Here is a 25,878-nt window from a genome sequence, read left to right as displayed (position 1 = left end):
CTTTCTCTTCATCAGTCCGTCCTTCAATCGAGGCCGGACTCTAATCTCAGATGGAGGAAATTACCCGTGGCAGGTCAGGATCATAGGGCCCTCGGGCAGGTTGCCCGGAAACCATTCAGGAGGATTGTCGCCATCGTTCTTTTGTCCACGGCCAACAAGTTTTCTGCCTCACTTAAGTTCCAAGTTTCTAATGCAAGATAGTTGACCGAAGAGTTTTCGCTCACCGTGTCGAACACTCCCGCAAACGGAGGCGGAATTCCCGGTCATTCTTCCTCCCAAAAATCCTGCAGTGAGGCATGGCGAAGATCGTCCTCGCCCCTGAGGTGCTTCACGCGGGCTTTAATTCCCGGCTTAACCCACTGTGTTGCCGGCCGCTTTGGCATTTCCTTGGGCGGTGGCCCGGCATGTTCCTGGACATGTTTCCAAAGCCGCTCCCGCATCTCGCGATTGACGCTGACAAACGCGCTGCCGACATACTTCCGGGTGCCTGGCTCGGCCATCAGGGCAAACGCCGGCTTACCCCTCTCGCGTTCGACGCCAAGGAGCTCGAACTCGCTTTCGGTGAAGGACTTGGTTTTCAGCCAATTGGTGGTCGGGCCGCTGCGATATTTGCTGTCCCGACGCTTCGATACCATCCCCTCCAGGCCGGCCGTGTCGATCAGATGATAGATCGCATCAGCCTCGCCTGGCATTGTCTCACTGAACTGGATGCGGCTGTCGGACCCTATTAGGCCGGCCAGGATTTCCCGGCGATCCTCAAGTGCCATGTCGCGCAAGTCGTGGCCATTGAGATGCAGCAGATCGAACGTGACGAAATAGAGGTCGTGCTGGCGCCTGGTGATTGCCTTGCGCAACGCGGCAAAATCAGAAAGGCCAGCCTCATTCAAGATGACGACTTCGCCGTCGATGATGGTGTTCTCTACGTTGAGACCTTTGGCTGCCTCGGCCAGATCGCGGTACTTCGATGTCCAGTCTAGTCCGCGGCGAGTGAAGATCCGCACACCGTCGGCGTCGATGATGATCTGGGAGCGGTAGCCGTCGAATTTGGCTTCATGCATCCAGTCATCGCCTTGGGGTGGCTTGGCTACCAAGGTCGGCATCATCGGAGGAATGAACTCAAGCCGGCCGCCGGCACTCACTCGTTTAACCACCAAATTGACTCTAGGCTCATCCGATTTGACAGCCAGGGGAACGGAACGTGACCATTTTACTAAATTAGCAATGATGCATGAGAGCCTTATGGTAGAACTAGCCGGCGTGCCGCCCCAAACCCCAGCCGGTCAGGCCCGGCGGCTTCTCGTGATCCTTGAGGGGCTGTCGGGCCGCTCGCACTTAATGAGTGGAGCGCAGCAACCCCTCCTCCTCGGCAGCGGCCTCGAACGCCTTTCTTACATCGTCGGGCGTGCACTCGCCTTTAATGAGAGCGACGCAGGCCTCGATGGCCTCCTTCCACTTAGGTCCCCGCTTGGTCCACTTCATGAGTTCCGCCGCGGCACCCTCGGCATTGGTACATACGTAGGTGAACCCAGGTCGGTCGGTTCCGATGTAGACCGGAGGGTGAAACCAATGAATACCCATGAGGGTGCCGCCGCCATTTTCGCCTGAGTTAAGAACGGTTGGATCGCCAGCCATGGCTACCTTTCCTACCTCTGAATTATCATTGGCCGGCAAACGGGACGGGCAGCACTCGGTTCCGCCGCTGGCTATGGTCGACAAGCGGTAAGACTGAAGTCCCTGCGTCATGGACATAGGGCTGAGGGCCGGCAACCAGGACATTACCATTGCATTGATATTGGGCCGCCGAGCAAAGTCCCTTCATCGGTGGTTCACCGGGTGCCCGCGGTTTGCCCCTGAACAGCGGGCACCCGAAATCACTCCCTAACTGCGGAGAGAGCTGTGACCCTTATCCAAAGCAGACAGAACGTCGATGAGGTCGCAGGGCGACCCGCAAACGACAATCAAACCCCTAGCCCAACAGATTTCTCGGTGGTTGATCTCGTTTCGTCGAGCGACGACGAGGTCGCTGCCCTTGTCAGGCGAACAGAGAACCTGGCCCTTGCCGTCATTATAGTAATGGCGATCTTCCTGATCCTTGCACCGGTGGTCTTCATTGCCCTGGTGTATGGGATCTAGGTATGGGATCTGAGATGTCCCGATTAGCGCCAGTAACTTCCAATTTTACGCACTAATTCGATTCTAGCGGCAAGCTTATATTAGCCAGAGTGAACGGAACGTGGTTCCGCGGCTCCTGGCGGGGTCGTGGCCAAGTGCGCGTGCTTCTGGAAGATTGCAATCTTGTCGGGATAGGTAATCCGGATCTCGCGTCCGCATCCCTCGCACTTGTAATGGGAAACGACCTGAAACCAGCTGCCGTTCTTGACGACGGTGAAGTTGCACTGCGGGCATTGGAAAGTCAGACCAACAGAGAACAGGCTGGGAGACAGGGACATTGCAGCGCGTCACTCTGGAAGATTGAAGCCGGGTTGGTTGTCCAGCTCGACGACAAAGGATACGGCAATCAAATCATCGGCAGGGATTCTGCCCTTGCCGTCCTCCATGACGGCTGCGACCTTTCGAAAGGTCTTCAGTTCACTCTCGGTAATCCGGGCGCCGCGCATCCTCTCGCTGAGGTAAGCCACGCGCATTCGCAACGCCGGGGACGCTCCAGTCTCACGGTTCGACATGGTGATCACATTCCTCCCTTGCTTGCAGCCCGCCACACCTTTCGGCACGGCGGGCTGTCCTCCCAGTCGCTTAGCTCATTCGATGATTTTGATGATCTTGCGGGTGCCTGGATCAACGACAGCGGTCCGGTTGTCGACCACCACGTAACTGTATTTGGTGTCGGGAACTTCATGAAGCTCGACCGTATCGGGCAGCGTTGAGCCGATATTGAGTTCTACTCCAGGGATTTTCACCGAGGCGAGCGGCTGTTTCTTCACATATTCCCTGATGACCGTCTCCTGTTCAGGCGCGATGACTACGTCCTGAGCAACAGCGGCGCCTATACCCGCCAGCAGCAGAAATCCCGCGGCGACAGTTGAAAGACGCATGCTCATAATTGCCTCCTTGCGTGAGTTCGGTTGCGCTGCACGAAGTCGTCTTCGCGCCAACCCCATCCAACCTCGGGGCGGCCGCAAATGTTCCTTGATTGGGCTTCGGTCCCCTCAAAGGTAGGACCTAAGTCTGACATTGCTGATCGCAAAGGACGAGGACGGGGTGCAGCCCGGAACCGCGACTGCCGGCCACTCGTTGCTTTCCACGTGCTCATAGGAGGAGACCATGGAGAATAGTGTCCACCAAGCTCGCTGGTTACTCGCTCCGGTGTTCGCGGTATCGATCACATTCCTGGCGATAGGAATCATCATTAGCTAGGGGCCAAACTTGAGATCTGCGCAGCAAAGTCCCTTCCTGCGCTGATAAGTGGACCACCCGCCATTCCTCCATTGTGGCGGGTGGTCTGCAGAAAAGAACGCTGTCCCGCAAGGTCGGCATCATCGGAGGAATGAACTCTAGCCGGCCAGCACCGGCAGTCACTCGTTTGCGCACAGGTTCGAGTCTAGGCTCATCCGATTTGATGGCTAGGAGAACGGACCATGACCATTTTACTCAGTTAGCAATGATGCATGTAGCGGCATATAGTTCGCCCAGCCGGCGACCCCAACGCCCCCCACTGGCTAGGCGCGGCGGCCCGATAGTCACCCCGAACTGCTATCGGGCCGTCCCGTAGAAAAATCGCACGGTAGCGGCCGACCTGAGCCGAGGTAGAACCAATAGGCGATGGCTTCGGCCGACGGGGTCCGCTCGACTTGGACGCCGCGCCACTAGCATCCTCCTTGAGGGATCTCGGGTCAAAAGTGTAGTAATACTTAATTTCCTGAATTGTATCTTGATGGCGCGTTGTCTTCACGAGTCGTACATGTCAGCTTATGGCATTATAGTTGTTCACTGGCCAAGGAGTACATTCGATGAAGAGCGGGAAGTCTTCGAAAGGAAAGACAGATAAACTTGTCCCGGAAGAACAGGCACGTCGTGAATTTCTGAAGAATGCCGGGCGTTTTGCTGTTGTAACACCTCCATCTATTGCCCTGTTGCTTGGCACGAGCCTGAACTCGCAAGCTATTGCCAAATCGCATGGCGCACGTCCCGGACATGGATGGGGCAGCAAGAAACGCATCTCTGCTCCTGGCCGCAAGCGTTAGAATGGTTTCTTTGGTCGTTCTGGGCGATCATAGATGACGCGCGTATGGCAAGCGGAATGCCGGCCTCAATTTGAGGAGCGTAGCAACCCCTCCTCCTCGGCAGCAGCCTCGAAGGCCTTCCTTACGTCGTCGGCTGTGCCCTCGCCCTCATGGACGCCATGCAGGCCTTAACTGCCTTTTTCCACTTAGGTCCCCGCTTGGTCCACTTCATGAATTCCGCAGCGGCAACCTCGACGTTATTGCAGCCGTATGTCAGCCCAGGTCGGTCGGTCTCGATGTTGACCGGAGGGTGAAACCAAAGGGTTGCCATGATACCTCCTACTCAGGCGAGAGATATACGCTCGCCTCCTTGGCCGCCGCCTCAAAGGCTTCAGGGACCTCTTGGGGAGAAACTCTGCCCTGAAAGCGTCAACGCATGATTGGACCGCTTTCGTCCACCTCGGCCCCTTTGTGTCCCACGCCATGAGTTCCTCGGCGGCTCCCTCAACGTGGCTGACCCCCATGGCGAATGCAGACGCTAGATGCGCAACTTCATCCCGGGCGTGTCCACCTCTTATCCGGCATCAGCAGCGTGGAACGTTTGCGGCGAATGCAAGTTCGGCAGGTGACGCCCATGGAGGTAACCAAGTCCTTGTGTCCAGCTTTCTCCTCGGACGTGCTCATCCGCAAGCTGCGTCGCGTCGCTGACATCAGCGATGATGACGCCGCAGCCTTAGGAGGCCTCACGATTCAGGAGAAGGATGTTCCGGCTAACAGGGAAATCGTCATAGAAGGCGATCGACCAACCAACTCATTTGTCGTCTTGGACGGCGTGGCATGCTCATACAAGCACACTGGTGCGGGAAAGCGGCAGATCACCAGCTTCTTTGTCGCAGGCGATCTCCCGGATCTGCACGGCATCCATCTGGCAGTCATGGATTGCAGCTTCTCGAGCATGACGCCCGTGAGATTGGGCTTAATCCGCCACAGCGCTCTTCGCTCGATTTGCGAACAGCGCCCGCGTGTTGCAACCGCGTTCTGGCGATCGACCCTGATTGACGCTGCGATCTACCGGGAATGGGTCACCAACGTCGGGAGACGGGACGCCTACGCGCGTACGGCCCACATGTTATGCGAACTCATTGTGCGGTTGCGGTTTGCAGGACGCATTGAGGACCACGTCGCGGATTTACCGATCACCCAGGCAGCATTGGGTGATGCGGTGGGTTTGTCCGCGGTTCACGTGAACCGCACGCTTCAGGCGCTACGAGGTGACAGGCTGATCGCCACGTCAGGTACAAAGTTGCGTGCTCTCGATTGGCCGGGTTTGGTTCAGGCAGGGGAATTCGATCCGACTTACCTGCACCTGAAGGACCCCGACGTGGCATTCTGATGCCGGAAAGCCGATATGCCAAGATATTTCTTTGATAGCGGCGATCACCAGCATCTCGTGGAAGACAACACGGGTCTGGAATGCGAGGGGATTGAGGCAGCGCGCAATGCAGCCGTCGAAGGATTGACTGAGCTGGCAAAGGACGAACTGAAAGGTCCCGATGGGCAGCAACTCATCATGGATATAAGGGACGAGAGTGGCAGAAAGGTTCTGAGGCTTACCCTGTCCCTGGTGATCGAACCGCTTGAGGTAAATGCCGTCTCGCCGACATCCAACAAAGATGAACCTCGACGTCGCGGTTGATCTGACCAGGAGAACGACATGCAAGCGAGACTTGCGCGATCGCAATCGCGTGTCCGCCGACGACGATTACGAAGTGGAATATTTCGCTCGCGAGAATGGGTATGACAATCGAGCAGGTCTGCGAGCTCATCAAGGCCAAGGGCAACGATCGGTCAGCCCTCATAGAAGCCGCGAGGGCATTGCGGGAGCGGAAGAGATACCGGACCAACAACGAAGGCACGGGATATCGAGGCAAGGACCACGACCAGCCAATCAAGCCCGAGGTGGAGCATTTCGAACACTGCCCCATATGGGGGCAGGATTTCGACATGCGCGATCTTGGCCAGGTGCTTCCCCATGCGGAGCCGGAGCACCAGGCGCTGCAGCCTGTGAGTTAAATGAGAGAAGGACTCAAGCACGCCATAAAAAGTACCAACGAGCGATGGCGTATCCTGCCAAGCCCAACATAGTGAGCGCATACAGAACCAGGAAAAACGGAACCACGGACGGTTGACTGTCGAGGGCGGCGTCAGCTTCTTCCCATTCCCCAACCAGATTGCGATCCCGCCTGGCCTCCGTGACCGCCAAACCGTCCGGGCCAATTTTACCGTCGATCTCTCTCGAAATTCTTTTTGTGATATCGGCTAGGATCACTGGATCCTCGGGCAGGTTGTCCCCTTCAGGAAGATTGTCGCCATCGTTCTTGTCCATGGCGCCAACAATGTTCTCTGCCTCACTTATGTTCCAAGTTTCTAATGTAAAATTTTGACCAAGACCCGATCCAACGGCACCGGGAAGGGAAAGCGCGGCTGTCGGGGACCAGCACAATCGACCGTCAAGCAGCCACCAAGACCAGCAGTGCGACGCCCGATGGCATAAGGAAAGCGCGACCCTCGCGCGCTTCAGGCGGGCGCTCGTGGATAAAACCATTACTCACAATCCCGGGTCGAAATGCACAATGGCATTAAGGATGGTGCGGTAGAGACTGTCGACTTCCTCGTCGATCTCTTCACGCCTGATGCCCACTGACTTCGCGTCGGCAAACAGCTTGTGCGTCAGCTCATTGATCGAAATTACATCCGGCCGGGCCGTTTTAGGAACGCTGTTCGCAATCCACTTGTGCAGGAAAGTGATGCCGCGTGCGCTCATCTGGGCATAAGCTACCGAACGGACATTAGTTCCAGCTTGAACACGAACAACAAAGCGGATGAACGAATTTCGGAACAAGAGGAACAAGGCGCTATGTCGCAAGTTGGGTTCCGTAGTGGGAAGGAACATCTAACCATGGGCGAAGATAGAAAAAAGTGAACCCGAGCGGCAAAAGGAACTCCAGGCGCAGGCGCTCGCACGTGAAACCGGGATCACCCGGGATCAGGCTCTCACGCTCATAGAATTGCTCGGAATCCCACGATGAGGTGGCTATTGGCGACATCATCGAGAATGAAATCGTAGATCGTCGCGGGGTCAGTTCCGGGGGTATGGGAGACCCTCCTGCCGTAAGCCGGCCCTACGGCTGCTGGCGTGACAACTGTGGCGCGAAGGGCGGCTCAAAGCCCTGCTGGCTCTCCGTTGTACACACCAGCTGCTCAGTTCCGTCGCGCGGAGCGACGCGCCACACCGGCGACGCTAACCGGCGTGAGCGGACGCCCGACTTTGGCCTCAGCTGTGGAGATAATGCCGTCGAACACGCCTGGGATTATAAGCTGCTCTGGGGCCCCGAGTCCGAGAAACCCGACGGTTCCGGCAAGCAGAACAATTCTCAGTTTTCTTGAGGTGGTCATTTGCTGCCTCCTGGTGAGAGATGTGCCGGCCTAATGGTCCAGTTCTCAGTGCGCGCCAAATTTCGAACCCATTGATTGAAACCGTTTTCCAAAGAGTGCGCCCGAACAAAAGAGAGAACTATGTGGGAGCGAGCCTATTCGGTATCAGTCGCAAGTATCGAGCCGCTGACCGTCCCACATAACGTGGTCACCGGCATATTTAAACTATAATTCGACTTTGTTTGGAGGCTCATGGGATCACGCCTTCGCCTTCAGCCTCAACAACGGAAGGGCAGGAATGGGTCCGGATCGCGACCTTGGTCGCTTCCGCCGCAAAGGGCAGGAGTTGGCGCGAAGTCGCCGCTAGCGTAGGAACGAGGGATGTCCGCTTTTAAGGGACGGGGCGCGCCGGTGGAACGACCGGGATAGGCGCGAAGCTGCCGTTGGTATGTTGCAACATAATGATTTATTTTGGCCAGCAGACGAACCCGTCACGCAGTTCCCCGGAACAGATCCTCTCGAAGCGTGTTGCGCCAGCTCCAAGCTGAATTGAAGCACAACCATGAAGCCCGAAGACGCCACCTACCCTCCTCTTGATGTCGCCAAGCCTGTCGCCCCTGGGATCTGGATCGTCGACAGCGGACCGCTGAGCGTGATGGGCATTCCAGTCCCGGTGCGCATGACGGTTATCCAGCTCGGGAATGGCGGGCTCCTGCTGCATTCACCAACACGGTTCGCTTTTGAGCTGAGAAAGCAGCTCGAGCAGATTGGTCCGATAGTGCATCTGGTTGCGCCAAACAGTGCACACTGGACCTTCCTCAAGGAGTGGCAGAATCATGTGCAGGGAGCATCGACTTGGGCCGCTCCGGTCTTGCGCCATCGGGCAAAGGTCCGCCGGGCCGGCGTCAGGATCGATCACGATCTGGCCGCAGCGGCGCCGGACGCCTGGTCGAAAGATCTCGATCAGGTTCTCGTTCCAGGAGCCGGTGGGTTCACCGAAGTCGCGTTCTATCATAAGAACAGCCGAACTATGGTGCTTACGGATCTAGTTCTGAATCTTGAGCCGGAAAAGCTGCCGTTCATTATCAGGCCGGCGGCGCGCCTGTTAGGCGTCACGGCACCTGTGGGGAAGGCCCCCATTTACCTGCGGATGATCATCAAACGGAAGCATGAGCAGGCGAAGGCTGCCGCGGAGCGCCTCGTGGCTTTTCAGCCAAAGCGCGTGATCTTCAGCCATGGCCGGTGGTTCCACGAGGATGGGACGACATTACTTCGCCAGTCGCTGGCCTGGCTTCTCTGAGCGCGGCCGCAGAGAAGATTGTCAGGAAGTAGCCATCAACTCCCGTTGCCGTTCCCATTCGACGGGCAAACCCCTGACGAGCGCCTGGAGCTGAACCCCCATGGACTGCCGTCCGTCGAGTATGGCTTCGACCAGATCGGGCGCGAGCAGCGTCAACTGGAGGACGTGGGATACGAAGGAGCGGTCAAGCCTTTCGGCCGCGGCAAGTTCGATCACCGTTGCGAACTCGCTTGTTTCCAGCATGTTTCCACCGGAACGCCCGCGCCAGCGCCCGGATCAGAGTGTTGTCGATGCGTGGCCGTGCTGGAGTCCATTGCTGTGCGCCGGCGGGCGAGATGATGATCTTGCGGCCACCACGCTTGCGCTTTGCTTGGCCTGGGCGGCCCCGCGTTCCGCAACAGTTTCGCGCCATTCCCGTTCGGCGTCAGCAATCACCCCGCGGGCTTCGGCGGAATCTTTAGAACGCTTGCGAACGGGCGGGAAAGCCCTAGTCGCAGGTCAAGCATCGCCGCGAACGCGCCGGAATGCCAGGGAGGATGCACGGCTCAGAAATGAAATTTAATAGGCCGTCCTTAGCGTCTTGGTCAGTGCGATCTACGGCGCCTCCATTGAAATCATTGGGTAATTCTTCGTCGATCATGCTCAATACCCCCCGTGTTCCTATCCCAAAAACTTCGTTCAGGAAAAAAACCTGCGAAAGAGAGTGGGACGGGTCTAGCGAAAAATGGGCTTTTTGGTCTGACCCTCCCCCCCGCCGTGTTCATGTGGCAGTGGTGCCGTGCTTGGTGGTGTGTAGGTGCGCTCGTCACTGGTAGAACTACCAGTGACGGCCCGCCGGAACTTCCGTACCTACCCATCCTGTGCCCCGTCCTGGTTGTTGCTCCCCGTCGAGTCGCCGAACAACTCGGGGTAGAGGTGCGGGTTGGCGCGCTGGAACGCTGTCGGACGTGACCTTGGCAAGACCCTCGGCTCGCTCGCAGCTGCAACCGGGGCCGGCTTCGGCCGAGGCGGCAGCGCCTTCCAGCGCTGTTCGCGGAGATACCACGCGAAGCCGCATATCAGCTTTCGGCCGATTGCCTTATTGGTATCCGCGAAACGGGTAATCTCGCCGTATGCATCCCGGCGATCTTCAGGCGACAGATCCAGCCAGGCGGCCAAGGCATCGTCCCGGCTATCCGCAAAGCCCGATGGCCAAGCACGGCGTGCCCGCTCGAATTCTTTCTCGTCCTCGCGCGCGCTCTCTCTCGTTCGTTTAACAGGGATCGTTAACATTGGTGCCCGCTCATACGTGGGCACCCCCTGCCCATCTATACGTGGGCACCGCTGCCCACCCGTGGGCACCCCTGCCCGCTCGTGGGTACCCTCTGTTGCGGCAGCCGCGTCGGCATCAGTTTCGACGGCGTCATCGAGGTCAGGCCTATCGAGCACAACGCGGTATTCGTGCGCCGCGTCGGCACCCGAGTCGCGGACCTTTGCGCGCTGCTGCAGGTATCCCGCCGAGACCAGGCGAGTGATCGACCGCTGCACGGTGGCCCGGCCGCATCCCAACTCCTTCGCCATCTTCACCTGCGATTGGCAGCACCAGCCGCGATTGTCTGTATGGCGCCCCAACAGTGCTAGGACCTGAAGGTCGCGCCCTTCCAGCAACGGGTCGGTGACCGCATCGGCGGGGATGATCGAAATACGTGGACGGCCGAGGCTCATGCGTGCCGGCCGTTAGCTTCTCGGATAGCGGTAACCGCCTCATGCGCGGTCAGTCCGAAACGGCATTTCAGCGCGGGAATTGTCGGGCGTTCGCAGGTGTTGGAGTTCGCGAGATACCAAGCCGCCGCGATCTCGATGGGGTTTGACAAACTAGGGCTAAGTGATTGATTTTTGGAGCGGGGTTTGACGGAAGTTTCGCTGCAACCCCTTGATATTGGCTGATCAACGTTTGACTGAAAATCCGCGTGTCGGTGGTTCGAATCCGCCTCTGGGCACCATCCCCTCTTCTCCTGACACTCTCTTTCACCGAAGCTTCAACGCTTCTGTCTCAGCAATTGACTGAAATCCCTACAGATTTCGGCGCGTAAAGCGCAAATGGTCGGGTTTTGTGGAATTTCGGCGCAGTTGGTCCAACGAGGCGGGGGGCTGGTATTTTCGCTGGTATTGGAGATCCTGATGGTATCGATGCAGCCAAATGGAGGTCCCGAAAATGGCCCTTTCCGACGTAAAATGCCGAAATGCCCGACCCGTTTCCAAGCTCGTGAAATTGTCTGACGGTGGCGGGCTCCAGCTTTGGGTGCAGCCTACCGGATCTCGCCTGTGGCGCCTCGCCTATCGTTTTGGCGGCAAGCAGAAGCTTCTTGCGTTGGGCAGCTATCCTCTCATCTCCCTCGCTGAGGCACGCGAGGCGCGCGATACCGCCAAACGTCTCCTCCTACGTGGCATCGACCCCGCACAGGAGCGTAAGGCGCAAAAGGCTTCGGCGGAGAACACCTTTCGCTCAATCGCCGAGGACTATGTCGACAAGCTGAAGAAGGAGGGACGTGCCGACCGGACCATCACCAAGGTCAAATGGTTGCTCGACTTTGCGTATCCAACGTTTGGGGACAAAAGCGTTCGGGAGATCGATCCGGCCACAATTCTTGCCGCTCTCCGGAGCGTGGAGGGTCGCGGTCGGTACGAGTCGGCCAGGCGACTGCGCTCCACCATCGGCAGTGTGTTTCGATATGCAATCGCAACCGCGCGCGCCGATGTAGATCCGACGATCGCCCTGAGGGGCGCACTCGTCGGTCCGACGGTCACGCCGCGTGCCGCGGTTACCGATCCTAAGGCCTTGGGAGGCTTGCTGAGGGCGATCAATGCATTTGACGGACAGCCTACAACCCGAGCCGCCCTAAGGCTGATGGCCCTGCTGTTTCCCCGCCCCGGCGAGCTGCGCGCGGCCGGATGGGACGAGTTCGATTTCGAAAGGTCGGTGTGGAGCATCCCTGAAGGACGCATGAAGATGCGACGGCCGCACCGTGTACCTCTTTCCAGGCAGGCGGTCAGCGTCCTGACCTCACTTAGAGAAATCTCTGGTGGTGGATCGCTGTTGTTTCCTAGTGTTCGATCGGGTTCGCGTCCGATTTCCGACAACACGCTTAACGCCGCCCTTCGCCGTATGGGCTATGGCAAAGAAGAAGCTACCGCGCACGGTTTTCGAGCAACGGCATCAACTCTGCTAAACGAATGCGGAAATTGGCATCCGGATGCCATAGAGCGGCAACTGGCCCACATCGAAAACAACGACGTTCGTCGTGCCTACGCCCGGGCTGAGCATTGGGAAGAGCGTGTCAAGATGATGCAGTGGTGGGGAGATTATTTGGATGAACTCGAGAGCAAAAGCGCGCTAGTGATCTCGATCGGGCGACGCGGCAAGCCTGCCGTTCATACACCATCGCGACCGTCCACTTTGAACCCAACAGCGACGGCATACCAAACACCGAGATGAATCTCCAACCGGACGACCAAATGGGCGTAGGTCATCCCGCCACCGTCGTCGGGCAGAAAAGGACGTCCCAGTAGAACTCCCGCGATCCCCGAGGCGCGCGAGCGATAGTCCCCATCGTCTCACCTACGAACGTATGAGTCTGTCTCGCCTTCGGAATGATGCGAGTCGACGAGCGCGCTTTCCGCACGCGCTTGGCTGTCCGGCGACGGCATGAACAGCAAGGTCAGATGATAGCTGCTCTCGTAATGCGCGACTTTGCCTTCCGCGCCGTTCTTCATCGACTAGTCATGAGGCCGCGTCATGGCGCATTTGCTCAAAGCCATAGAAGTTAGGGTTCTTCGGTCGCTCGAACATCAGGTCTCGAAACGCCATCCGAAGCTACGATCAGCTCTCCGCTATACCAGAACCTTTTCGAGGTCCAAAGCATCCCTGCGAAGGCGGCCCGAAGCCAATGTTCTGTAGTTCCCAGTAGGCAGTTTGCCAGCTTGCAGGTTTCGTTCTGGGCGCTCCCACGCATAGAAAGGTCCGGTTTTGAGCTTGGTCTTTCCTCGGCGGCTCCATATTGCAGCTTCGTACTTCGCATTCGCGCGGATTGTAGAATCATTTGATGACAGTGCCAGCGCTTCCAACATTTCGGCCGCCAACTCACTTGTGGCCGAGAAATAGGGCCGCCCAAGCTTGCGGGCTTGCACCAACGTGTTAAGGCAGCGCTGATCAAGACTGAGTGAGGTTTTGTCGGCTCTTGCTGCAATCATCCATGCCCACACGACATATCCATCGCTTATCGGGTCATGTTTGTTCCAAGGCCATGGTCCTTCACCCGGCAGCCGAGGGACCGCCCCGGCCCTGATATCGGCAAGAGCCCAAGAAAGGTCTGTCCACGGGTCCGCGTCGAGCTTTCCTCGACGATCCGACTGAAAACCGGAAATTCTTTCCAAGCCGCCTGGATACGATCCGCTCGAACCAGCAAGTACCAACGAAAGGCTGGGATCAGGTGCAACCAAGCGCAACGCCAGCTCTGGACCGAAGCCGGATTTGACTAATGCGATTTCTGCGTTAAGGCCGGTCTCGAACAGCGGCACGTTAACTTGCCAGACTTGGTCGCCTTCAATGCCGACGCTCAAACGCAGCCGCTCCTTAGGCCGAAACGCTAGAGAACCAAAATCGATGATGATCTGGTTGCCGTCCTTTCGCGGATGGAGGCCCTCGACTCGCTGAAAAGCGCGCCACCCTCCCCTCCGAGCCGAAGTAAGATCGATCGAAAGACCAATTGAGAAGCGCTTTTCCAAACGTGAAGTGACCGGCGTAGTGGCGCTCGAAAATTGCTTCGCGGCATATTCAGCCAAGTTGGGGGAGACCACTGGCACAAGATCTTCGTCCATGTCGACAGGCACCGCAGAGGCCGTTCGGAACGACTCATACGCTTGAATGCGGCTTGGTCGAAAATTAGAGGCCACTGGCGTCCTTCGCGGCTTCTCGCCTAGTTCGACGATAAAAGGGTTCACGCCGCCGACAATGTTGATTTTCGTCGTCGTTAAGGCCCCCGTCGTGAGGTCTTCCGCGTAACACAAAAATGTCCCGGCCTGCAGTTGCGTCTCCGCAACTCCATCTTTGTTGCTCAGAAGATCAGCTCCGCTTAATTCACGTTTCATACCGATTAGACGGAAATGGTATGGGACATGCGCTGGCCCGACAATGCGGACATTGTGAACATCATGATCGCCGATCATTCCACGAGCTCCACGATCTGGGCGGGAGGAGCGGCTGTGAAGACTTGATCTTGATACGAGGGATTCCCGCCTGGGAACTGCGCCGAGGTTGTGTAGCGCGTGAGATCGGGGTCGACACGAAACCTCCACGCCAACTCAGCGTCGTGCTTGGTAAAAATCCGCCCGTTTCCATCATTCGCCGTGACAGAGACCGCGGCAAGCATGTGGCTTTCGACCGCCGTCCGTACGACGACGGGAATCTGCGGATGTGGTACCCTCAGCAACTTAACATCCCTGTTGAATTGCGTAAGAGATTCTGTTTGCAGATCGGTATTGTTGAAGGCGGCATTTGCGATACGACCTAGCGTAAATAGGATCTGCTGTCCGGTCACGACCCAGCCGTCGGGATTGGTGAATTCGACGCTTGCTCCACTTAAGCCTTCGATCAAGGCCTGCGTGAAGAATGGCGGAGCCCCATCGGTGGGAGCCCATGCGCTGGTGCCAAGCCTGGATCCGGCCAGCGAAACCGAGCTTGTCCGGCGTCTAGTAAGCGCGGTAATATCGGGGGTGATCAGAGCTGGGCTTTGCGCTCCATTGATCTGCTGAAATATAGCTGGAATGACTTCCTGGCAGGCGTCCAGAAAGACCCAACAACCATCGGCTTGCAAAGTTGGCAGCGCCGACGCCAGCTGCGTAATGTTAATCGATTGCGCCCATGGCCTGTGCTTGATGGATCGGATATCTTCTAATACAGCAACGGCCGTTGTATCGCTGTCGGTCACGCCGTGCGACGCCATATAAAAAAACATATGATCGCCTGGGCGGCATCGTCCAATCCAGTGATCCCCGGCAGTGTGATAATTGGCTTCGTTGGCTGGCTCGACAACATCGTCGACCCGGGGATCGTGATCTACGACGCCCAGGCTGAGCGTGTCCTGTCCGGCAACCTGGGCGGGATCGGACAACAACACCTCGATCGAACCGAGCGGGGCGACCAAGCTGTCGGCCCGATCAAGAAGGAAGCGGACCATAGCGCGTGCACCAGCGGTCGTCGCCACTCTGTCGGCCGACCCGTTGGCGCTGAGGCTCGGAAAGCGGCCACATCCGATGATGAATGCGTGGGTCTGAGGCGCGTTGCCTGGCCGAAGGTAGATTGTCGTCACGGCGCAAGCCCTATATTTTTCAGACGAGTGTTCAGCCGGGTGTAGAACATCGTGCTGGAAAAATACGCGCCGTGAGCGTCAAGCACGCCTGCGATCGTATCAACGGAGAAATCCTCGCTGCCTTCAAAAATCGGCGATGTGACAAAGGAAAGCACGTCCATCTTGTCAAAGGCATTCCACCAGTTCTTGACCGCCTTTGGAGTCGGTACCGATTTGGATTGCCCCGAGAATTCGGAGGTGCTTGCCTCATAGAGCTTCATTTCCTCAAAAAGCGCGACTTGTGAACCAACAGTAAGAAAGAGATCGACCGCGAATTTCGTCCCAATGGCTGCGGAAAAGCTCTCGACAGTTTCGTTGCTCGAGAGCAGGTCATAAAGGATTACGCCGCCCATGCTGTGGCCGATCAATACGAATGGCTCGTCAGGGTTTCTCTGTTTGCCTGCGGCAACAATCGCCTCGGAAACTGACTTGCGAATCTGGGTGCGAGCGTCGTTTTCTCGCAGGTACCGAAAAACATCCCCGATAAAGATCGCGAGACCCGGCGTGATCTTTTCCCGACCAGCCCGGGCGAACGGGCCGTTGACGAGATTGGAAGCCCCGCTCTTTATCTTGTCGGCTGCGGCTTTCACATGATCGAGAAATCCCAGTCCCTGAAAAGCGGCGCCAGCCTCGGCCTCTTTGCGCAGCCGATCGCAAAACTGTTCGTCGTCGATCGCGGTCGCCAACCATGCAGGCTTTGGCTGGGCTGCCGCATATCTGGCTGCTTTCATCCAAAAGAGTTCAAAATCCTGAGCGGGCGCCTCGTTTGGGTCCGAGAGTGCGGCGACTGAAAGTGCCCCAACCACGGCGGCGAAATCCATTCGGGCGGCTTCTAGTATTTGAGAACCATCGCCTTGGGCCAAGGCGGCGCCAATACCAAGTGCCTGGTAATCGGCATCGAAGTTCGGAACCGACGCCAATTTCCACTGAGGGTCCGCGCCAAACTCACCCCAATAGGGATTGCGGATTGTGAAGTCCGCTGACGAAAACGCGAGTTCCTTGAAACGACGATCACGTATCGCGACATTCGCGTCGAAACCGGCGTCTGATTTTCTGTTGGCAACGCCGTGAACAAAAACGACCTGCACCATTCCCGCCCCCCTTAATATTTGTAGTTAATCTTGAAAGCCTGTGGCTAGCAAGCCACAGCACCTACAAATTCAAAGTCTCCGATTCCTATTTCCCGAATAGTCTGTCACCCTCGTTTCATAGGGAGGATTCGGGGATGGACGCTTCTACGATTACGCTGAATGATTACCAGACAGCTGCGAAAACCACAGACAAAACGCACGGCAAGGCGGCCGGTTTGGGTTTGCCCATCCTTGGATTGTTCGGGGAAACCGGCAGTCTCCTGAGCGAGGTAAAGAAAAAACAGCGAGACGCTAACGCATACGACTCGTATGAACGCGGTGTGCTCGAGGAGTTCGGGGATGCGCTTTGGTATCTGGCGATCATCGCGGCGCAAGCGGATCTTTCGCTCGAAGAGCTGGCTGCGGACTTCCGCCATTCGCCCGATGGGCCGCTTACCTTCGCGCAGCTACAGCCGCAACCTAGTCTTCGACTACCATTTCCAACCCCCGAGGTGTCACGGACCCTTCTGAAGCTCGCGAACGCTGTTGGAAATCTTGCCAACGAGCACGGCGAAGCTGTTTCCAAAACGGACAGACCGTTACTTCTCAGTAAGTTGTCGGTCATTTTCCGAAGTCTTATTGACGCCGCCACCGAAGCTGGCGTGACATTAGGCGATGCCGCCGTTCGCAATATCCTGAAGGCACGAGACAAATGGCCGCTCGAACGGACGCCGCCACCTTTGTTCGACATCGACTTTCCCCCGGAGGAGCAGTTGCCGCGGCAACTGGAGATTGAGATCTTCGAGCGGCCGAGCGGCGGGAAAACCTATGTGTACCAGCGGTGCAATGGCGTTAATATTGGTGACCGGCTTACCGACAATAACGTGGTCGAAGATTTCTATCGTTTCCACGATGCGTTCCACTATGCTTACGCAGCCGTCCTTGGGTGGTCGCCGGTGACACGGGCGCTGTTGAAGGTGAAACGGAAAAGCAAAACCAAAGTGGACGACGGCGAAGACGGTCTACGAGCGATCATCGTTGAGGAAGGCGTTGCAGCCTACGTTTTTTCCCGAGCGAAGGAGCACGGCTTCTTTGAAAGCCGCGACGAGGTCGATTTAAACTTGCTGAAGGCGGTCAAGGGATTTGTTCATGGCTTCGAGTCCGAAGCTTGCCCTTTGTGGCTTTGGGAACAGGCCATCCTCACGGGCAATTCGGCCTACCGGTATCTTAAGGAACATCGTCGTGGACGGTTGGTTCTCGATCTAGACAAACGAAGCATGACCGTGCAGGAGCTTGCGCCATGAAAGCTGCAGCCTTTGTCGAAGAACTGGCCTCGTACAGGTTTGAAAACGCGTTCAATCCATACGTTGACGCTTGCCCAGATTTCGATACCGACGAAGCGCCGACGATCCGGCGCAGGAATCTCGAAGCGGTTCTGGATGCCGCGTTAGCGCGGGGCATTCATTCATTCTGGATCGCCCGCGATCTGGGCTATCGAGGCGGCCGTCGTACTGGACTCGCGCTAACTGATGAATTGCATCTCGATTGGCACGCAGATTTGCTCGGCACGGAGCCGTTGTGCAGAGCAACTAAAGGACCTCCGATTGCCGAGAGAACGGCTGCGATCGTCTGGCAGATGTTGAGATCGATCGAGCAGCCGATTTTTTTATGGAACGTCTTTCCTTTCCATCCACATGCAGCCGGGGATCCGATGACCAACCGCTGCCATACGAAAAGCGAGAGGCTCGCCTGCAAGCCCCTGCTTGAAAGTCTGATCGCCGCCCTCAGACCGAAACATCTCGTCGCAATCGGCCGCGATGCGCAGTCCGCCCTCGCCGATCTTGATCTGGCCGCAACAGCGGTACGGCATCCAAGTTACGGCGGGCAGAATGAATTTATAGGTGCACTTGAGACGTTTTACAGCATTCGGGGAAGATCGGTCCCGCCGACACAGCTGCATCTTCTCTGATCAGGCGGCTTCTCTAAGGCTTCCTGTCGCTCGAGCCTCATTAAGAAGGTCACTCAGGCTTTCCCTGTCCGACGGGCAGTCGACCACGGCATGAGTCGAAACGATCGTCAGGCTTCCCACGCCGACTTTCACCTCGTCTGCAACGAATTTCATCAAGCGGCCGAGGCCGATGAGATTTCCCAGAAGCCGTTCGATGTAGTAGTGATTGCGGTACATCGCCGTCAGCAGAAGCTTGCGTTCGGGCCCGTCCGTAAGCTTGAAGCTTAGGAAGCTCAGGCACTGTCTGTTCATCAGAGGACCGGCGTCACGGATGGGGTCGTAGATAGTGATCTCGTAAACGTTGCGGAAACACCTGCCGGAAGCAACTTGATCGCGCATCTTCGTTACCATTTCGTCCAGGGGATTGAGGAATTTTCCCTTTTTCTGCAGCGGAAAGGTGATCATGCGATCGAAGTACCGTCCCCAATCGCCCTTTTTGATGCGCGGAAGAACCTTGGTTCGGTAAACGTCATAGAAGGCGGGAGCCTTATGTCTCAAGAATAGAGAGCGCGGAAAGATGGTGTTGGCGACAGTCTCTACAGGATACCTCTCGTATTCCCGGAGGTACTCATCGACAAGGGAGATAACCTCTAGGTCGGCGTCGCTCATGACTGTCGGGTTGGCGACGTCCACGATGACGTTTTGTGCATCGTGGCTGCCACTGGCCGAATTGACGGCAGCGACGGCCGCGAGCCAAGCAGACGCACAGCTAGGCTGCGTTTTGATGGGCAGATACACCGACTTCCTCCTTCAGCACCGCGATCCGGCGCAATCTCTGTGAAACGTAATCCTCGGTAACCCACGCATGGCCGTTCGAACCCCAGAACAGTCCCCAGGAATTGCGCACGAGCAGAGCCCTTCGCCCCCCAACGATCCCAGCGCCTACCGCGATAACGGCATGACGGGTGACATCTTTCTCGCCAGGATAGCCTGCGACAATTCCTTGACCGCCAGGGTTGTAGAACGCCTCCCCGATGTACAGCACTATTACGGTCGGAGATCCTCCCAGCAAATTCGCAAGGATCTCGTCAAAAGACCCCGGACCGCGCTCGAAGTTTCGAAAATACCTCGTCGTAACGACGGGCGGCCCCCAATGGCTCAGGTCCCCAGGTAAGTCTGCAAGATAAGGCCAGCTCGTTTCGGGAGGCTGTCCATCGTCGCGAATCGCTTCAAGGATGTGCAATAGGAGCGCACCTTGGCTCGGCGACAGACCTGCACGCCTCTGCGCGTGGTAAAAGACAAACTCGGCCGAAAGCGGATCCCACCCATCGCGAACCGCCGCATGGCAATCGCTCACAGCAAAAGCCAGGCATGTAGGGCGAATGCCCTGATCACGCACGTCCCCAAACATGCTGCGCAGGTCATAGGTGAGCGACGGCCCCGACATTACGCGGCCTCCAGTCGGAAACGACGTTCCGCACGTGACCAGCCAGCGACTTCAGGACCATAAAGATCGACGTCGAGCGTATAGTCATTGACCACGCTGCCGGGCTGCCAAGGCCGCGCTTCTGTCATCCGCACGGTGCCTTGCTGCTGCCTCACTGATTGCGCGACGATCCTTCGAACGACGGGCCCCCCTGCATTCTCCTCCCCGGTCACTTCCCGGACATCTTCCCTGACCGCGAATGCATCCGGCGTCAGTTCGTCAACGCGCCATAGGTAGCCTGCGCCAGCGTTTTCTTTCAGCCGCATCACAAAAAGGTCGTCGGGGCCGCCGTGAAGAACTTCGCCTTTATCTGCCTCGCTCAGTTCCCAGACATCACCATAGTAGGCTGTCGGCTCGACCTCGCCGAGGATACCCTTCTTGATCTTCTTCGGCTCTATGTCGGCGAGGCGTTTTGCATCTGAACGGCTGATCAAATTATAGCGGGCAAGCGTCCAGCAGGTAGCGGAGTAGCTCGTGCCGGCCCGCAGCGAAAGCTGATACACAATTCGAGGTTGGGGAAGATCAGGCTTCGTCCAGCCGTGTCGCTTACAATGAAAGAGCACCAGCCATTGAGGTAGAAGAAATGACGCGGCAAAAGCGTCCGCTTCTACCTCTTGAAGATTGGTATCCCGTGAAGCCGCAAAGGGGCTGCGGCGTAGGATCGAATCGTCATCAAGGCTTGGCTTGTGCTTGAGATAAAAATGTCCGAGCTCGTGGGCTGCGGTAAACCGTTGCACGCTGAGTGGACGCTTGGTGGTAATAAGCACTCCGGCGACTGGCTCGCTCATGAATGCCCCTAGCAGGCCGTCCAAAGGGCGAAAGATCAGCGGCAGGTTGAGATGTGCCATGACACCAAAGACATCGATCTGACCATTCAGGAGGCCATTGGCGCGTTCGATCCTATCTCGTATCGCTAGATCGTTTTGCAGCCGACCCGCCGCAGCCATCGCTTTTCGAATGGCATTCTCGATCGCCGTCATCTATTCTTCCTCGATCGATGAACGGCTCTTCAGGAAGTCAGCGAAGCGGCTCAGTTCTTCAAGGTCATTTGACGACAGCTTGGATGCCGTGCGAGCCAAATGGTGCACCGGCTCCGAAATGTCCGATGAGTCGGCATCCCCTGTGAAGTAGCTGACCGGTCGCCGGTAAAGCGTGGAGAGCTTTCGTAGCTCGATGACATCGACCTTACGCTGACCTGTTTCAATATTGGAAAGGGCGCTCCGCGGAATGTTAAGGCGGCTGGCGACCTCGTCCTGGCTGAGCCCGACATATTCCCTACATTGACGCAATTTGTCAGCGATGGCTAAACGTTCGGCCTCGTCCGACTTTCCGTGGCTGGCGGGGCCTTTCATGCGACCGCACCTTCAAAACGTTTCTCCCAAAGCTTGGCCAAGCGTGATGTCACATCGTCGACAGCTTCCTGGATGGATTCATATCCCCCTGGACGTACAGCCGCCTGACCCACCTCGAAGCCAACCACCTCATCAAGGACACAGAGAATTTCGACTACGGTGTGGGAATCGACATGAATCGCTTTTACGACCAGTTCATTTTGAGATTTTGGAAGTAGAACACCTTCAAATTCCGCCAGATCCTTGATGGATTTTATGAGCTCAGCAAGCAGCGTTTCCTGAACGTGATCGAGGGGAAAGGGGGGAACTTTGACTTTAGTGCTCGGATCGATTGGCAAGGCGCGACTCCAAGAATGGTACCACCACTTAGCATTGTTTGTCCGATATTCCAACAGGTAATGTCTGAAATTCGGACATCAGCTCTCAAGCTTGCTTCCGATCAGCGTCACAATGGCCGACGCGGCTTCTTCGGGTGTCCGCATGTTCGAGACGATTTTCACTGGATAATGAGAACCTTCCTCAAGTGCGAGACTCCGGTAAGCGTCACGCAGCCTCAACCAACTGCTGATCTCGTCAGCCCGATCGATTGGCTGATCCCGATCGAGAAGAATGGCAAGTGCCGGCTGAAACTTATCCCAGACAAGTCGTTCGGCTTCCACGAGTGTTCGCAAGCCGGCTTGATGAACACCGGCGGCCGCGCCATAGACGAGCGTCGACCACCAGAAACGATCGAGGATGATATGTGTCCCGGATTGCAGCGCTGGCACGATCAGCCGTTCGATGGCATCAAGGTGAGCAGCAATATGAAGCGCCTGCTTCGAGAGCTCGCTCATTGTCGCTATTCTAAATGCCGCCGGGTCGTGGTGAATACGATAAACGACTGCGCCAAGGGTGCCTTCAGCTTTCCCCGGAAAGCTCAAGAATTCAAAGCGGCCAGATCGTTGCACTAAGGCGACCTTCAAGAGATCGATCGTCGTCGTTTTGCCAACTCCGTCCGGTCCCTCGATAAAGAATAATTTTCCAGACATTTACGCTCCCATATACCCGTCAATAGATATGCAGAATGGCTTCTAGTTAAACCGTCAGACTCAGCAAAACGCCAGCGTCGCAGCCGAGGCTTTCATACTCAGCGGCCATTGATGCGGCAAAAGGTTTAACCGCAGTTTAGGAGCTGGTCCGAATTTTGGCGGAAGATCACCCCGTACTCTGAGACCGCCGAACTCATGCGAATCACGAGGCTTCTACTGTTCGATACAGGACAATTCGCCCCGTCGGTACAAGTTGGGAAAGAAAGTCGAAGTCCCGAATGTTTCCCGTGAGCACACGCGCACCCAGCTGCCGCGCCTGCAGGCAAACCAGAGCGTCGTTGACGAACTTTCGTTCGTGACCTTCGCCTTTTGGCAAATTGCTCATTCGGAAAAGCAGGCCGGCGAGGATGCCGGATTGCCCCCAGATGGCAGTGTCTGGGGCGTGAAGTCGGTGCTCGGGTACCCTCCGCCGCTTTCTCCTCGCCGGCCGCCTTGCGCAATTCCAGGCGATGCAGGACCTCATCGACGCGATACCGGGTTTCAGGATGGACGACTTTCCGCGCAAATTGCGCTCGGACATCACCGCCCAGATGCCGGTCCCCAGATCCGACCAGGACAGATCGAACGGCCTGTCGCGCTCGGACTCGGCTCGAATGCCCCTCAAATTGATGCTGTCGAAGCGAAGGCTCTTGGCACAGAGCGGCGTGGTCTGCGCGCGAACCCCAAACTTGAGCAGCACGGTACGCACATCCGATTCCGAACTGCCGCTGTCTTCGGCGATGGCCTTGATCCAGCCGGACTCGGTCGGCTCGATGGTCCGTTCCTTTCTCATGATTTTAATCCAATAATCTTGGCCAGGCGTTGTTCGACTTACTCCCGGATGGTCGGTATCACCTTGGATCGTGTTTCCGTACTCAGGGTGCTCGTACTGCCATTCCTTCAGCGCAGAACCGCTCTTGCCGCTGGCAACCCGCATGATCAAAGCCAATCGATCACGATACCACTCCAACTCCGGGTGATCCTGAACGCACCTTTCCAGGAACGAGATCGCCTTCGATGATATGAGGTACTCGTACCGACGAATCTTGCCGTCATCACCGGCGAGTTGCATCGGTCTCGTCAGGCCGTAGTAGCTCAGCATGGCAAGGGCATCCTCGACATTCTGGTAGGCGCCGTGCCGCCAGCGGACCATCCGCACCATTCTGACGGAAGGCTCGTCGTCGAGGAAGATGCGCTTGACCGCTTCCAGCAGCTCGGGCTCGCGGGTTTCCTCGTAGAGATCCAGCAGGGCGTCACTCAAATAGTCGGGATAACGGACAAGGAAATCCATGGCCATCAAGCGCTTCTCGGCTCGAAAGACTTTCACGACCTCCTCTGTGGGTTTGGCGACGTCTTCGCCGCCCGCAACCAAGATGAAGAGCAACCTAAGCGCGTCGCGATGCCTGTAGCTCGGCTCGCGCGATGCTCGTGAAGGCGGCGAAGTCTCGCCCTCCGGCCCCTCCCCTTCAACCAAAATATCCATAGCGGAAGCGCCCCCCAACAGGGACGATGATATCTGAAATGATTTGATTTCGCGAATCTAGTGTGACCCTACCTCGGCATATCCTGAGGTATGTGGGGGTGAAGGAAACGGTGGAAGGGGCCACCTCGACCATCACGCCGGTTCGGCTTCGGTCTTTTCAGACTGCTTCATTTCCGCTTGGTTCTCCCTCCGAGAAGCCTTGTTGGCCAGGTACTCCTCTAATTCTGCGGCGTGGTTCTCGCAGCCTTTTGCCTGCTTTCGAAGAAGCGAGACATGGTTAGAAAGTTCGTGCCTTGTGCAAAGGCCTATTGGAACCAGGGAGCGTTCACCATCGCGAAGCACAGGATACGATTTGACCAAGCGAGTGTGGCCGGGAAAGACCATCTGTGGAGACGCAGGATCGTCGCTCATCCCCACGCGCTTCAACATGCGTGTGACGACACCTACCAGTTCCTTCTTAGCGAACGCTCTATAGAAGTCAGCATGCGGGCCCGCGAGAGGTTTGCTTTTGAAAATATCTGCAACGACTTGGCTTGGTTGTGCAATCTGGCCAGCATCCATCCGCTGCCCAATAAGTTTATGAAGCTCCGACAATAGTGCAGAGTCTTTGGCCATGAACTTCGTCCCATCAACTGTTGAATGGAGAAACCGGTGCGGCTGGTAGATATTATCGACCCCTCTCAGGGCTCACGGCATTCAACGCAACTTGGCCGAAGCTGTGACTGGTGATCATCCACCGATTCTAAGAATTGTCAAAGCCATTGTTCTGCCTTTGTTCGAGTATGCGAGTGACTGCCCAAAAAGTGACGAGAGCGACAGGCCCCGACGAGTGAGACGCAAGACCCTTCAGTCGGAATCGCGCTATGTCCGAAATTTGCTGCATATTTCGGACAATGACTGAACAAAATGTCGAGGTCGTCGAACGCCCGATGTCGCCAGCCAACAGCTTTTCTTTGCTGAGCAATCCGGCATCCTCGAGCGCCTCGAAATCCGGCAGGTCGCGCAACGTGTCGAGCCCTATCTCGGTGTCAGCATCTGAGCCGTCGATGTCGGGGCACGGGCGCTTTCGAGCTCTCGGACCTTCTCGTCCGCGATTCCCTCCAGCGCTTTCAAGCGGAACATGACCCGACCGAGATCAACGAAGGCGGCGATCCCTTGATTATTGTCATAGACCCCGTTCTCGACGTCTGCGATCAGGCAGGCGTTTTGCATGCCATCCCAGGCCAAAGTCACGCGGTCTTCGCAGCTCTCGATACCCGCCAAATCAAAGTGCTGCGTCGCGCAATTGCGGGTTGGTCGCCGCCTCGCGCAGATCATTGGCCACATCCTGCCGGAATTTTGCATTGCCAGAGTTCGCGTTTTCCGACAGCCGGTCTAGGAAGCGCGTGTATTCCTGGGAGCCCGGCTCTTTTGCACGCGACTGGGACGGGCAAGGAGAATGCTGGGGACGCCAGCCTGCCAGCGGGCTATTTGGACTTAGTCGTCTCCGGCACTTGGACGCGGGGCTACCGCGCAAAGCTGCCGATCGCGGTGCGGCGCCATCGTCGATGTCGATCGGCTGATCGAGGGGTCTTCAATATGGAGGCATATTGGTTTCGGCCCATAACAATGCTGTGGCGGCGGTGTTCGCCGGCCCTCGATAACGGCTCAAGTTTCCACGCTATAGGAGGCGGCGAAGGCGGGGGAGCAATTCATTGCGGAGCCGTTCGCCGATAGCTCTCTTGCCGTGATCCACCCGTTCACACGTTGCCGCCAGTTTACGCCGAACGAACTTAGTCAGACCGCTTCCGCTTAAGGCCCTTTCCTTCTAAGTCGGCACGACCACTCGCTGGGAACTGCAAGGAGGATGCGGTTTTGTGCTTCGACACCAATACGATAGGCACCTCAGAGGCGAGACAGCGCCCATGAAGAGTGATGCAATCTCATATCCCCCACGAGGTCTAACTCGTGAGGAAGCAGCTCGCTACATCGGTGTCGGATCGACGCTTTTCGACGAAATGGTTACCGATGGGCGCATGCCGAAGCCCAAGCGCATCAACAGCCGCGCTGTCTGGGATCGTGTGGCCCTCGACATAGCTTTCACCTCTTTGCCGGATAAAGATAGCGGTCTTCAAGAACTGCTGGAAAGAAGCAAACGGGACAGAGAAAGAAGAAAATAAATACGCTCCTT

General features: G+C 57.0%; 33 protein-coding genes, 1 tRNA gene and 2 pseudogenes. 11 read left to right on the top strand and 25 right to left on the bottom strand.

Annotation, left to right across the window (positions count from 1 at the left end; all coding sequences use genetic code 11):
- Nucleotides 1-263: 263 nt before the first annotated feature.
- Together AC0L2C_RS04245 and AC0L2C_RS04240 are read right to left on the bottom strand one after the other, a co-directional pair.
- Nucleotides 264-1,103: an ATP-dependent DNA ligase gene (locus AC0L2C_RS04245; RefSeq protein ID WP_473522799.1), complete on the bottom strand. Its 840-nt coding sequence runs from the start codon at nt 1,101-1,103 to the stop codon at nt 264-266.
- 229 nt (nt 1,104-1,332) lie between these two features.
- Nucleotides 1,333-1,632, bottom strand: coding sequence for a DUF982 domain-containing protein (locus tag AC0L2C_RS04240; protein ID WP_473522781.1), 300 nt, complete (start codon nt 1,630-1,632; stop codon nt 1,333-1,335).
- 354 nt (nt 1,633-1,986) lie between these two features.
- On the opposite strand from AC0L2C_RS04240, the gene AC0L2C_RS04235 reads away from it, so the two are divergent.
- Entirely contained in the window at nt 1,987-2,133 is a 147-nt protein-coding gene (locus AC0L2C_RS04235; protein ID WP_473522780.1) for a hypothetical protein, read from the top strand.
- A gap of 326 nt (nt 2,134-2,459) precedes the next feature.
- Here the strand turns inward: AC0L2C_RS04235 and AC0L2C_RS04230 are convergent, their stop codons facing one another.
- Both AC0L2C_RS04230 and AC0L2C_RS04225 read right to left on the bottom strand, forming a co-directional pair.
- A complete protein-coding gene (locus tag AC0L2C_RS04230) occupies nt 2,460-2,732 on the bottom strand; it encodes a hypothetical protein (RefSeq protein ID WP_473522779.1) in 273 nt (90 codons plus the stop codon).
- Between the two features lie 27 nt (nt 2,733-2,759).
- Nucleotides 2,760-3,059 (bottom strand): DUF1236 domain-containing protein, encoded by a 300-nt coding sequence (locus tag AC0L2C_RS04225; protein ID WP_473522778.1) that lies wholly within the window; start codon nt 3,057-3,059, stop codon nt 2,760-2,762.
- Between the two features lie 909 nt (nt 3,060-3,968).
- Here AC0L2C_RS04225 and AC0L2C_RS04220 point away from each other — a divergent pair.
- The 4 genes from AC0L2C_RS04220 (at nt 3,969) to AC0L2C_RS04205 (ending at nt 6,254) form a co-directional block, all read left to right on the top strand.
- Complete coding sequence (locus tag AC0L2C_RS04220) at nt 3,969-4,202, top strand: hypothetical protein (protein ID WP_473522777.1); 234 nt, start codon at nt 3,969-3,971, stop codon at nt 4,200-4,202.
- 613 nt (nt 4,203-4,815) lie between these two features.
- The gene (locus AC0L2C_RS04215) at nt 4,816-5,574 is read left to right on the top strand and encodes a Crp/Fnr family transcriptional regulator (protein WP_473522776.1); all 759 of its coding nucleotides are present in this window, start codon (nt 4,816-4,818) and stop codon (nt 5,572-5,574) included.
- A gap of 15 nt (nt 5,575-5,589) precedes the next feature.
- Nucleotides 5,590-5,877 carry a DUF6894 family protein gene (locus tag AC0L2C_RS04210; RefSeq protein ID WP_473522775.1) on the top strand — a complete coding sequence of 96 codons (288 nt, stop codon included), beginning with the start codon at nt 5,590-5,592 and terminating at the stop codon, nt 5,875-5,877.
- Nucleotides 5,878-5,978: 101 nt separating this feature from the next.
- On the top strand, nt 5,979-6,254 hold the full coding sequence (locus AC0L2C_RS04205; RefSeq protein ID WP_473522774.1) for a hypothetical protein: 276 nt from the start codon (nt 5,979-5,981) through the stop codon (nt 6,252-6,254).
- Between the two features lie 13 nt (nt 6,255-6,267).
- Here the strand turns inward: AC0L2C_RS04205 and AC0L2C_RS04200 are convergent, their stop codons facing one another.
- The 3 genes from AC0L2C_RS04200 to AC0L2C_RS04190 all read right to left on the bottom strand — a co-directional run bounded on the left by AC0L2C_RS04200 (nt 6,268) and on the right by AC0L2C_RS04190 (nt 7,637).
- The gene (locus tag AC0L2C_RS04200) at nt 6,268-6,567 is read right to left on the bottom strand and encodes a hypothetical protein (protein ID WP_473522773.1); all 300 of its coding nucleotides are present in this window, start codon (nt 6,565-6,567) and stop codon (nt 6,268-6,270) included.
- Nucleotides 6,568-6,789: 222 nt separating this feature from the next.
- Nucleotides 6,790-7,005, bottom strand: coding sequence for a DUF768 domain-containing protein (locus AC0L2C_RS04195; protein ID WP_473522798.1), 216 nt, complete (start codon nt 7,003-7,005; stop codon nt 6,790-6,792).
- A gap of 437 nt (nt 7,006-7,442) precedes the next feature.
- Nucleotides 7,443-7,637, bottom strand: coding sequence for a hypothetical protein (locus AC0L2C_RS04190; RefSeq protein ID WP_473522772.1), 195 nt, complete (start codon nt 7,635-7,637; stop codon nt 7,443-7,445).
- 541 nt (nt 7,638-8,178) lie between these two features.
- Here AC0L2C_RS04190 and AC0L2C_RS04185 point away from each other — a divergent pair.
- Nucleotides 8,179-8,916, top strand: coding sequence for a DUF4336 domain-containing protein (locus tag AC0L2C_RS04185; protein ID WP_473522771.1), 738 nt, complete (start codon nt 8,179-8,181; stop codon nt 8,914-8,916).
- Between the two features lie 21 nt (nt 8,917-8,937).
- Here the strand turns inward: AC0L2C_RS04185 and AC0L2C_RS04180 are convergent, their stop codons facing one another.
- Both AC0L2C_RS04180 and AC0L2C_RS04175 read right to left on the bottom strand, forming a co-directional pair.
- Nucleotides 8,938-9,159, bottom strand: a complete 222-nt coding sequence (locus AC0L2C_RS04180) for a hypothetical protein (RefSeq protein WP_473522770.1) — start codon at nt 9,157-9,159, stop codon at nt 8,938-8,940.
- 606 nt (nt 9,160-9,765) lie between these two features.
- Nucleotides 9,766-10,620: a helix-turn-helix domain-containing protein gene (locus tag AC0L2C_RS04175; RefSeq protein WP_473522769.1), complete on the bottom strand. Its 855-nt coding sequence runs from the start codon at nt 10,618-10,620 to the stop codon at nt 9,766-9,768.
- A 211-nt stretch (nt 10,621-10,831) separates the two neighbouring features.
- Here AC0L2C_RS04175 and AC0L2C_RS04170 point away from each other — a divergent pair.
- Together AC0L2C_RS04170 and AC0L2C_RS04165 are read left to right on the top strand one after the other, a co-directional pair.
- A tRNA-OTHER gene (locus tag AC0L2C_RS04170) sits at nt 10,832-10,898 on the top strand.
- Between the two features lie 212 nt (nt 10,899-11,110).
- Nucleotides 11,111-12,391, top strand: a complete 1,281-nt coding sequence (locus AC0L2C_RS04165) for a tyrosine-type recombinase/integrase (RefSeq protein ID WP_473522768.1) — start codon at nt 11,111-11,113, stop codon at nt 12,389-12,391.
- A gap of 31 nt (nt 12,392-12,422) precedes the next feature.
- Here AC0L2C_RS04165 and AC0L2C_RS04160 read toward each other — a convergent pair whose 3' ends face one another.
- The 5 genes from AC0L2C_RS04160 to AC0L2C_RS04140 all read right to left on the bottom strand — a co-directional run bounded on the left by AC0L2C_RS04160 (nt 12,423) and on the right by AC0L2C_RS04140 (nt 16,393).
- Nucleotides 12,423-12,578, bottom strand: a complete 156-nt coding sequence (locus AC0L2C_RS04160; protein WP_083918691.1) for a non-canonical purine NTP pyrophosphatase — start codon at nt 12,576-12,578, stop codon at nt 12,423-12,425.
- Nucleotides 12,511-12,669, bottom strand: coding sequence for a hypothetical protein (locus AC0L2C_RS04155; RefSeq protein ID WP_473522802.1), 159 nt, complete (start codon nt 12,667-12,669; stop codon nt 12,511-12,513). The genes AC0L2C_RS04160 and AC0L2C_RS04155 overlap by 68 nt, the downstream gene beginning before the upstream one ends.
- Before the next feature lie 117 nt (nt 12,670-12,786).
- Nucleotides 12,787-14,121 carry a hypothetical protein gene (locus AC0L2C_RS04150; protein ID WP_473522767.1) on the bottom strand — a complete coding sequence of 445 codons (1,335 nt, stop codon included), beginning with the start codon at nt 14,119-14,121 and terminating at the stop codon, nt 12,787-12,789.
- The gene (locus tag AC0L2C_RS04145) at nt 14,118-15,263 is read right to left on the bottom strand and encodes a caspase family protein (RefSeq protein WP_473522766.1); all 1,146 of its coding nucleotides are present in this window, start codon (nt 15,261-15,263) and stop codon (nt 14,118-14,120) included. Before AC0L2C_RS04145 ends, AC0L2C_RS04150 begins: the two co-directional genes overlap by 4 nt.
- A complete protein-coding gene (locus tag AC0L2C_RS04140) occupies nt 15,260-16,393 on the bottom strand; it encodes a hypothetical protein (protein WP_473522765.1) in 1,134 nt (377 codons plus the stop codon). Before AC0L2C_RS04140 ends, AC0L2C_RS04145 begins: the two co-directional genes overlap by 4 nt.
- Nucleotides 16,394-16,527: 134 nt before the next feature.
- On the opposite strand from AC0L2C_RS04140, the gene AC0L2C_RS04135 reads away from it, so the two are divergent.
- Both AC0L2C_RS04135 and AC0L2C_RS04130 read left to right on the top strand, forming a co-directional pair.
- A complete protein-coding gene (locus AC0L2C_RS04135; RefSeq protein ID WP_473522764.1) occupies nt 16,528-17,676 on the top strand; it encodes a pyrophosphatase in 1,149 nt (382 codons plus the stop codon).
- A complete protein-coding gene (locus AC0L2C_RS04130) occupies nt 17,673-18,341 on the top strand; it encodes a uracil-DNA glycosylase (RefSeq protein WP_473522763.1) in 669 nt (222 codons plus the stop codon). Before AC0L2C_RS04135 ends, AC0L2C_RS04130 begins: the two co-directional genes overlap by 4 nt.
- Here the strand turns inward: AC0L2C_RS04130 and AC0L2C_RS04125 are convergent, their stop codons facing one another.
- The 11 genes and pseudogenes from AC0L2C_RS04125 to AC0L2C_RS04075 form a co-directional block, all read right to left on the bottom strand.
- Nucleotides 18,342-19,118, bottom strand: a complete 777-nt coding sequence (locus tag AC0L2C_RS04125; protein WP_473522762.1) for a hypothetical protein — start codon at nt 19,116-19,118, stop codon at nt 18,342-18,344. It abuts the gene before it with no gap.
- A complete protein-coding gene (locus AC0L2C_RS04120) occupies nt 19,090-19,767 on the bottom strand; it encodes a C1 family peptidase (protein WP_473522761.1) in 678 nt (225 codons plus the stop codon). Before AC0L2C_RS04120 ends, AC0L2C_RS04125 begins: the two co-directional genes overlap by 29 nt.
- A complete protein-coding gene (locus AC0L2C_RS04115; protein ID WP_473522760.1) occupies nt 19,767-20,786 on the bottom strand; it encodes a protease inhibitor I42 family protein in 1,020 nt (339 codons plus the stop codon). The genes AC0L2C_RS04120 and AC0L2C_RS04115 overlap by 1 nt, the downstream gene beginning before the upstream one ends.
- Nucleotides 20,787-21,158 carry a helix-turn-helix domain-containing protein gene (locus AC0L2C_RS04110; RefSeq protein ID WP_473522759.1) on the bottom strand — a complete coding sequence of 124 codons (372 nt, stop codon included), beginning with the start codon at nt 21,156-21,158 and terminating at the stop codon, nt 20,787-20,789.
- Entirely contained in the window at nt 21,155-21,496 is a 342-nt protein-coding gene (locus AC0L2C_RS04105) for a hypothetical protein (RefSeq protein WP_473522758.1), read from the bottom strand. Before AC0L2C_RS04105 ends, AC0L2C_RS04110 begins: the two co-directional genes overlap by 4 nt.
- A 78-nt stretch (nt 21,497-21,574) precedes the next feature.
- Nucleotides 21,575-22,186 (bottom strand): dTMP kinase, encoded by a 612-nt coding sequence (locus AC0L2C_RS04100; RefSeq protein ID WP_473522757.1) that lies wholly within the window; start codon nt 22,184-22,186, stop codon nt 21,575-21,577.
- A 202-nt stretch (nt 22,187-22,388) separates the two neighbouring features.
- Nucleotides 22,389-22,649, bottom strand: a pseudogene (locus tag AC0L2C_RS04095) (hypothetical protein); the annotation flags it as partial.
- 1,191 nt (nt 22,650-23,840) lie between these two features.
- On the bottom strand, nt 23,841-24,323 hold the full coding sequence (locus tag AC0L2C_RS04090; protein WP_473522756.1) for a hypothetical protein: 483 nt from the start codon (nt 24,321-24,323) through the stop codon (nt 23,841-23,843).
- Nucleotides 24,324-24,636: 313 nt separating this feature from the next.
- Nucleotides 24,637-24,732 (bottom strand): annotated as a pseudogene (locus AC0L2C_RS04085) (SMC-Scp complex subunit ScpB); the annotation flags it as partial.
- Nucleotides 24,726-25,025: an NEL-type E3 ubiquitin ligase domain-containing protein gene (locus AC0L2C_RS04080; protein WP_473522755.1), complete on the bottom strand. Its 300-nt coding sequence runs from the start codon at nt 25,023-25,025 to the stop codon at nt 24,726-24,728. The gene AC0L2C_RS04080 and the pseudogene AC0L2C_RS04085, both read right to left, overlap by 7 nt.
- Entirely contained in the window at nt 24,973-25,224 is a 252-nt protein-coding gene (locus tag AC0L2C_RS04075; RefSeq protein WP_473522754.1) for an NEL-type E3 ubiquitin ligase domain-containing protein, read from the bottom strand. Before AC0L2C_RS04075 ends, AC0L2C_RS04080 begins: the two co-directional genes overlap by 53 nt.
- A gap of 388 nt (nt 25,225-25,612) precedes the next feature.
- Here AC0L2C_RS04075 and AC0L2C_RS04070 point away from each other — a divergent pair, with 388 nt between their 5' ends.
- Nucleotides 25,613-25,867, top strand: coding sequence for a helix-turn-helix transcriptional regulator (locus tag AC0L2C_RS04070; RefSeq protein WP_473522753.1), 255 nt, complete (start codon nt 25,613-25,615; stop codon nt 25,865-25,867).
- The last annotated feature ends 11 nt before the right edge of the window (nt 25,868-25,878 follow it).

Source organism: Mesorhizobium sp. WSM4845, assembly GCF_055811455.1.
The sequence above is the reverse complement of the archived record's forward strand: the minus strand, read 5'-3'. Positions and strand labels throughout refer to the sequence as shown.

Bases quoted from the DNA above. Each gene is read 5' to 3' on its own strand.
- AC0L2C_RS04245 (WP_473522799.1), bottom strand. From the start codon at position 1,103: ATGATGCCGACCTTGGTAGCCAAGCCACCCCAAGGCGATGACTGGATG.
- AC0L2C_RS04240 (WP_473522781.1), bottom strand. From the start codon at position 1,632: ATGGCTGGCGATCCAACCGTTCTTAACTCAGGCGAAAATGGCGGCGGC.
- AC0L2C_RS04225 (WP_473522778.1), bottom strand. From the start codon at position 3,059: ATGAGCATGCGTCTTTCAACTGTCGCCGCGGGATTTCTGCTGCTGGCG.
- AC0L2C_RS04220 (WP_473522777.1), top strand. From the start codon at position 3,969: ATGAAGAGCGGGAAGTCTTCGAAAGGAAAGACAGATAAACTTGTCCCG.
- AC0L2C_RS04215 (WP_473522776.1), top strand. From the start codon at position 4,816: ATGGAGGTAACCAAGTCCTTGTGTCCAGCTTTCTCCTCGGACGTGCTC.
- AC0L2C_RS04210 (WP_473522775.1), top strand. From the start codon at position 5,590: ATGCCAAGATATTTCTTTGATAGCGGCGATCACCAGCATCTCGTGGAA.
- AC0L2C_RS04205 (WP_473522774.1), top strand. From the start codon at position 5,979: ATGACAATCGAGCAGGTCTGCGAGCTCATCAAGGCCAAGGGCAACGAT.
- AC0L2C_RS04200 (WP_473522773.1), bottom strand. From the start codon at position 6,567: ATGGACAAGAACGATGGCGACAATCTTCCTGAAGGGGACAACCTGCCC.
- AC0L2C_RS04195 (WP_473522798.1), bottom strand. From the start codon at position 7,005: ATGAGCGCACGCGGCATCACTTTCCTGCACAAGTGGATTGCGAACAGC.
- AC0L2C_RS04190 (WP_473522772.1), bottom strand. From the start codon at position 7,637: ATGACCACCTCAAGAAAACTGAGAATTGTTCTGCTTGCCGGAACCGTC.
- AC0L2C_RS04185 (WP_473522771.1), top strand. From the start codon at position 8,179: ATGAAGCCCGAAGACGCCACCTACCCTCCTCTTGATGTCGCCAAGCCT.
- AC0L2C_RS04180 (WP_473522770.1), bottom strand. From the start codon at position 9,159: ATGCTGGAAACAAGCGAGTTCGCAACGGTGATCGAACTTGCCGCGGCC.
- AC0L2C_RS04175 (WP_473522769.1), bottom strand. From the start codon at position 10,620: ATGAGCCTCGGCCGTCCACGTATTTCGATCATCCCCGCCGATGCGGTC.
- AC0L2C_RS04165 (WP_473522768.1), top strand. From the start codon at position 11,111: ATGGCCCTTTCCGACGTAAAATGCCGAAATGCCCGACCCGTTTCCAAG.
- AC0L2C_RS04155 (WP_473522802.1), bottom strand. From the start codon at position 12,669: ATGAAGAACGGCGCGGAAGGCAAAGTCGCGCATTACGAGAGCAGCTAT.
- AC0L2C_RS04150 (WP_473522767.1), bottom strand. From the start codon at position 14,121: ATGATCGGCGATCATGATGTTCACAATGTCCGCATTGTCGGGCCAGCG.
- AC0L2C_RS04140 (WP_473522765.1), bottom strand. From the start codon at position 16,393: ATGGTGCAGGTCGTTTTTGTTCACGGCGTTGCCAACAGAAAATCAGAC.
- AC0L2C_RS04135 (WP_473522764.1), top strand. From the start codon at position 16,528: ATGGACGCTTCTACGATTACGCTGAATGATTACCAGACAGCTGCGAAA.
- AC0L2C_RS04130 (WP_473522763.1), top strand. From the start codon at position 17,673: ATGAAAGCTGCAGCCTTTGTCGAAGAACTGGCCTCGTACAGGTTTGAA.
- AC0L2C_RS04120 (WP_473522761.1), bottom strand. From the start codon at position 19,767: ATGTCGGGGCCGTCGCTCACCTATGACCTGCGCAGCATGTTTGGGGAC.
- AC0L2C_RS04115 (WP_473522760.1), bottom strand. From the start codon at position 20,786: ATGACGGCGATCGAGAATGCCATTCGAAAAGCGATGGCTGCGGCGGGT.
- AC0L2C_RS04110 (WP_473522759.1), bottom strand. From the start codon at position 21,158: ATGAAAGGCCCCGCCAGCCACGGAAAGTCGGACGAGGCCGAACGTTTA.
- AC0L2C_RS04100 (WP_473522757.1), bottom strand. From the start codon at position 22,186: ATGTCTGGAAAATTATTCTTTATCGAGGGACCGGACGGAGTTGGCAAA.
- AC0L2C_RS04090 (WP_473522756.1), bottom strand. From the start codon at position 24,323: ATGGCCAAAGACTCTGCACTATTGTCGGAGCTTCATAAACTTATTGGG.
- AC0L2C_RS04080 (WP_473522755.1), bottom strand. From the start codon at position 25,025: ATGATCTGCGCGAGGCGGCGACCAACCCGCAATTGCGCGACGCAGCAC.
- AC0L2C_RS04070 (WP_473522753.1), top strand. From the start codon at position 25,613: ATGAAGAGTGATGCAATCTCATATCCCCCACGAGGTCTAACTCGTGAG.